This is a genomic window from Streptomyces brasiliensis, assembly GCF_014647875.1.
In the GTDB taxonomy this organism is placed as follows: domain Bacteria; phylum Actinomycetota; class Actinomycetes; order Streptomycetales; family Streptomycetaceae; genus Streptomyces; species Streptomyces brasiliensis.
In genome coordinates this window covers 1-4,359 of sequence record NZ_BMQA01000165.1, presented here as the reverse complement: position 1 = coordinate 4,359, position 4,359 = coordinate 1, and the positions used below count along the sequence as shown (strand labels likewise).

The following is a 4,359-nucleotide window of genomic DNA, read 5'->3' as shown; positions in this document are numbered from 1 at the left end:
CTCATGGTGCTGTCCTCCGGCGAGGGGTCTGACCGTTTAGGGCGATTTGCCCTTGTTTCTCCAGATTGCCCGCCGGACGTCATGGCCGTGTCCGCCGACTGTCACAGGCGCGTCACAGGGAAAGGCGGGATGGTTTGAACGCAGGCAGCCGGGCCCAGTCACCGGCCGGGCCGTCTCAGTTCCCGTCTCATTCAGCCCCGTACAGGGCCGTTCAGACCGGACTGCGGGCGAGGCTAGTCCCGGGACCCGGTCAGCCATGAACGCAGGTGAACGGCTCCGTACGAGGCTCACCACCCCACCAACACAGTTGGAAAGCGTGTGCCCTGACAGATCGAAGACACGGACTGTGGCGCCATGTCGAAGATCCGCAAAGTCATCTATGCCGACGCACCCCTCATCCCCCTGGCCGTGTACCCAGGAGGACCCGAACACGGTGACGGTCCCCGTAGCCGTGAAAGCGGGTCCCGAGGGCCGACCGTCTTGCTCACTCATCCACCACATGAGACCCACAGCGCCAGCCCCGACGATCACACCCGCGAGTGCGCCTGAGAGGAGGGGCACCCACCTGCGCCTTGCATGGTTGTCCCTGACAGCTAGAGTCACTGGCTCTTCGGCAGCCCTACCACTCTCGTCAACTGGCATAGCCTGATCTTGACACTCGCCGGAGGGGCCCGACGCCCATTTGCCCCAGCAGCTCTAAGCCCGGAGGCGGTTTTGGCAGCAGGCTGGGAGCATGAACAGAACCAGCCGCGCGAGGCGGACTGTGCTCTGGGTGGTGGGTCTCGGTGTGGCCGCCACCGCCTGTACCAGCAGCACCCTGTCCATGCCCGGGAGACCTTCGGATTCCCCAAGCTCCTCTGTTTCGGGCGGCCGACAACCGCTCAAGCCGTTCGCCACGGTGCCCAGTATCCAGGAGTGCGAGAAGTTGCTGGGAACGCCCTGCTACACCCTGGACATGGTCCGCAAGGCATACGGGATCGATCGACTCCAGGCGCAGGGGCTTACCGGCAAGGGCCGCACCATCGCCATCATCACCCTGTTCGCGCCGCCCAACCTCCAGAAGGACCTGGATGAATTCAGCACAAAATTGAAGCTGCCGAAGCCGAAGCTCACGATCAGGCCGATCGAGACCGGAGCCCCCTCTGCCTCCTTCGATGCCGGCAACCAGAAAATGGTCGCGGTGGCCCTTGAGGCCACGCTCGACGTGGAGGTGGTGCACATGATGGCCCCGGACGCGAGCATCGTGGTCGCGGATCTCGGCCTTCCACCGCAACAGCCCTCGCCCTCACCGACCGGCTCCACCTCGCCCCAGCCCCGGGGCAACAGCCCCTCCTACCTGCCTCCCTCGATTGGCCTGGCAGCCGGTAGGGCGTCCGCTGAAGTGCTCCCGGATGCCCTCACCACGACGATGATGCAGGACAACCCCGACGTCATCTCTTACAGCTACGGGGGCGAGGAATACCAGGCTGCAGGTAACACCAATCAGCCGGTTGCCGCGTTCGAGCAGGCCAGCAAGGACTTCGCCGAGATCGTACAGAGCGGAACCACGCTGGTGTCCGCTGCCGGTGACTGGGGCGCGGCACCGAAGATTGGGAAAGGCGGCACGCGGGTCAGGTCCCTGAGCTGGCCCGCTTCGGACCCCAGTTTCGTTTCCGTGGGCGGCTCTCGCCTGCATCTGGACGCCAACGGAAAGCGCAGTGCCCCAGACACTGTCTGGAACGATTCCAGCGTTGGCCAAGGGGCCACGGGTGGCGGTCCATCGCAGACGTTCCAGCGCCCCGCCTATCAGGACAGTGTGAGCGGTGTGGTCGGTCAGCGGCGCGGAACGCCCGACCTGTCCATGGACGGTTCGGTCTCCGGGGGCACGCTGTTTTACCAGAGCTTCCTGCCGACGGGGACGGGGTGGATCAGCGCGGGCGGCAGCAGCGTAGCTGCCCAACTGTTCGCCGCAGTCGTTGCGCTGGCCGACGAGAAGGCTGGCAAGCGGCTCGGCGACATCCACGCGGCGCTCTACGCACTGGCCGCGCGACCGGACGGCGGGATCGTCGACATCACCGAGGGGAACAACGGCCCAGACGGCTTCCAGGCCGCCAAGGGCTACGACCTCGCCTCGGGTCTGGGCACCATCGACGCCTCCAAGTTCGTACCCGCCCTTGCCGCCACCGGCTGAACCAGAAACTGCTCGCTGCACCACCCTCTCAGGGCCGTGCGAAGGCACCCGACGTTGGCCAACGAGGACGACCAGTGACAGACCGACTATGCGAGCTACCATGCGCTCCCGCAGCCGAGCCACGTTGCGATCGACCTCCTCATGGGATGGTCACCTCCAGCGCTGTACAGCAGCGGAGTACAGCAACCACAACAACCGCCCACGACCGGCAGCCACCCTGAGAAGCCTCACGTCGACGTCTATGACCGCCCACGACCGATCTCTGTAGAGCTACGGATCGGAAGGTGGCGCCTACCATGGCGATCGTGGCTGGCATGGATGTCCCTGAGCCCTTGATCGCTCTGCAATGCGCCGTATATGCGGCGAGGCAGGCGCTGACCGAGCACGTCCGCACGAACGGCCCTGTACGCGCCTGGAGCGATAGGACCAACGCCGCGGGTGCCGCGTTGCAGCAGACGCGCGATCGGGCCGAGGCCGCTCTTCAACAGGCAGTCACGAGAAGTGGTTTGGAACGTGATCACGGTAGACGTGCCTTGAATCACGCACTCAGGGCGGCGGCCCTATCGCGGATGGAAGCCCGCGCCACATCCGTGCCAGAACGGGCGGGGTCCCACGGGGAATCAGGGTGCGCAAGGGTACGTGCCGCCGGACTCCGCCAAGGACAAGGAGCCCCAGGTCAGACGTAGGACCGTCCAACCTCGCTCCTAAAGCGGGTGTCGCAGGTTCGAATCCTGCCGGGGGCACAAGGGAAAAGGCCCCGGACCGATCATGGTCCGGGGCCTTTGACGGCTGAGGTTGACGGCAAGCACGGCTAGACGCGTACCCGTGGCTCCCACTCGCCCGTTCGGAGGGCTGCTCAGCACTGCTGGGGCCTCCCTGCCCTTGTTCCCTCAAAAAGGCATGAGCGCGGGGTGACCGGGAGGAGAATGCCGTGAGGGCCAGCGGCTCTTGCCCAGCCGCTGTATGGCATGGGGGTGGGTGTGAAGGAAGACAGGGACAACGAATCAACTTCCGATAGTGCTGAGCCCGTCGGCATGCCACTTTGGCAAGCCGTCTTCCTGATCATCTTAGCAGCGGCTTTTATGTTGCTCCTACCGCACGCCTACGTCTCTAAAAAAGAAACACCTGCGCCGCCGGGTCACCAGAAGACCTTCTTGGAGGAGGTCGACAAAGACCGGAAAACTCTAGTGCCGGGAGACTTCTGGTTTAATAACGCCGTCAGCTCGGCTGTGGGGGAATCAACAAGTGTTGCGGTCGGCTTGTATATGGAGGGAAGGATCTCGGATGATCCTGGCCCGTCCTCCCCGCCCGCAGGAAGCAAGACCCACCATATCCCCGTGGGCGGCGTAGAGGGAGCGTCTCTGACCTCGTCTAGTGATGAAGTCAAGATCCGACCGCTCTTCGACTCCAGTGAGCAGCAGCTAGTCACGCAACCGTCGGACCTGGCAGAGTGGGAGTGGGCGGTCGGCGCAAGCGAGCCGGGCAATTACAAGTTGGTGCTGCGGATTGCAACGTACCAAGGAGACTCAAAGCGGTCCCTGGCGACTTCCGCTCCTGTTACGATCCGTCTTCATGTGAAGAATACCGTGTCTCACAGGTTGAGTTGGATACGTGGTGAGGTTGTCGCGTGGGGCGGCGTTGCGGCGGCTGTCGTCGCTCTTTTGGCATTCCGGGGCCCGCTGCTGGCCTTGGCAAAGGCTCGACGAGACTCACTTCTTGAGCGGCGGCGTCGGGGCCGGGACGGATACATGTAGCAATGCGACCGTGCGAAATTCCCCCCAGGCATTCCGTATGCCCGGCGTCAGCTCCTGGCCGGCAGCCAGGAGCTGACGTGCGTACTGCTAACTCATGCTGGCAGACGACGTTTGAGTAGCCGGTCGATGTGGCTGATCGCCTCGCGCTGAGTGTCGTGCACAACGTGGGTGTAGACGTCCATCGTGATGCTGATCTGGGAGACTCCACACCACCGCGATGACATCTTGCGGGGCGGTGGAGGCTCAGGAGTACGTTGACCCCCGTGGGGGAGATTACGAACAGCCGAGCTCGGCCGCCCATCGCAAGGTCGAACCGCCGTCGCGTTCTCGGCCATCCGGGCGTTCAGTTCGTCATCGGGATGGTGGTCTTGGCGCCAGGGCGATTGCAAAGTCGCGTTGATCTCGTGAGTGTGCAGGTCACGGCGGTGTGACGAT

2 protein-coding genes and 1 pseudogene are annotated in these 4,359 nt (G+C 64.1%); 2 read left to right on the top strand and 1 reads right to left on the bottom strand.

From position 1 onward, the window contains the following. Nucleotides 1–733 precede the first annotated feature (733 nt). Both IEZ19_RS49175 and IEZ19_RS49170 read left to right on the top strand, forming a co-directional pair. Nucleotides 734–2,170 (top strand): S53 family peptidase, encoded by a 1,437-nt coding sequence (locus tag IEZ19_RS49175; protein WP_189317861.1) that lies wholly within the window; start codon nucleotides 734–736, stop codon nucleotides 2,168–2,170. A gap of 974 nt (nucleotides 2,171–3,144) precedes the next feature. Continuing rightward, nucleotides 3,145–3,924 carry a hypothetical protein gene (locus tag IEZ19_RS49170; protein WP_189317860.1) on the top strand — a complete coding sequence of 260 codons (780 nt, stop codon included), beginning with the start codon at nucleotides 3,145–3,147 and terminating at the stop codon, nucleotides 3,922–3,924. 92 nt (nucleotides 3,925–4,016) lie between these two features. Here the strand turns inward: IEZ19_RS49170 and IEZ19_RS54350 are convergent. After that, a pseudogene (locus IEZ19_RS54350) lies at nucleotides 4,017–4,130 on the bottom strand (tyrosine-type recombinase/integrase); the annotation flags it as partial. Between the last annotated feature and the right edge of the window lie 229 nt (nucleotides 4,131–4,359).

What these genes read in the sequence shown, in the direction of transcription:
- IEZ19_RS49175 (WP_189317861.1), top strand. Translation starts at nt 734, where the DNA reads ATGAACAGAACCAGCCGCGCGAGGCGGACTGTGCTCTGGGTGGTGGGT.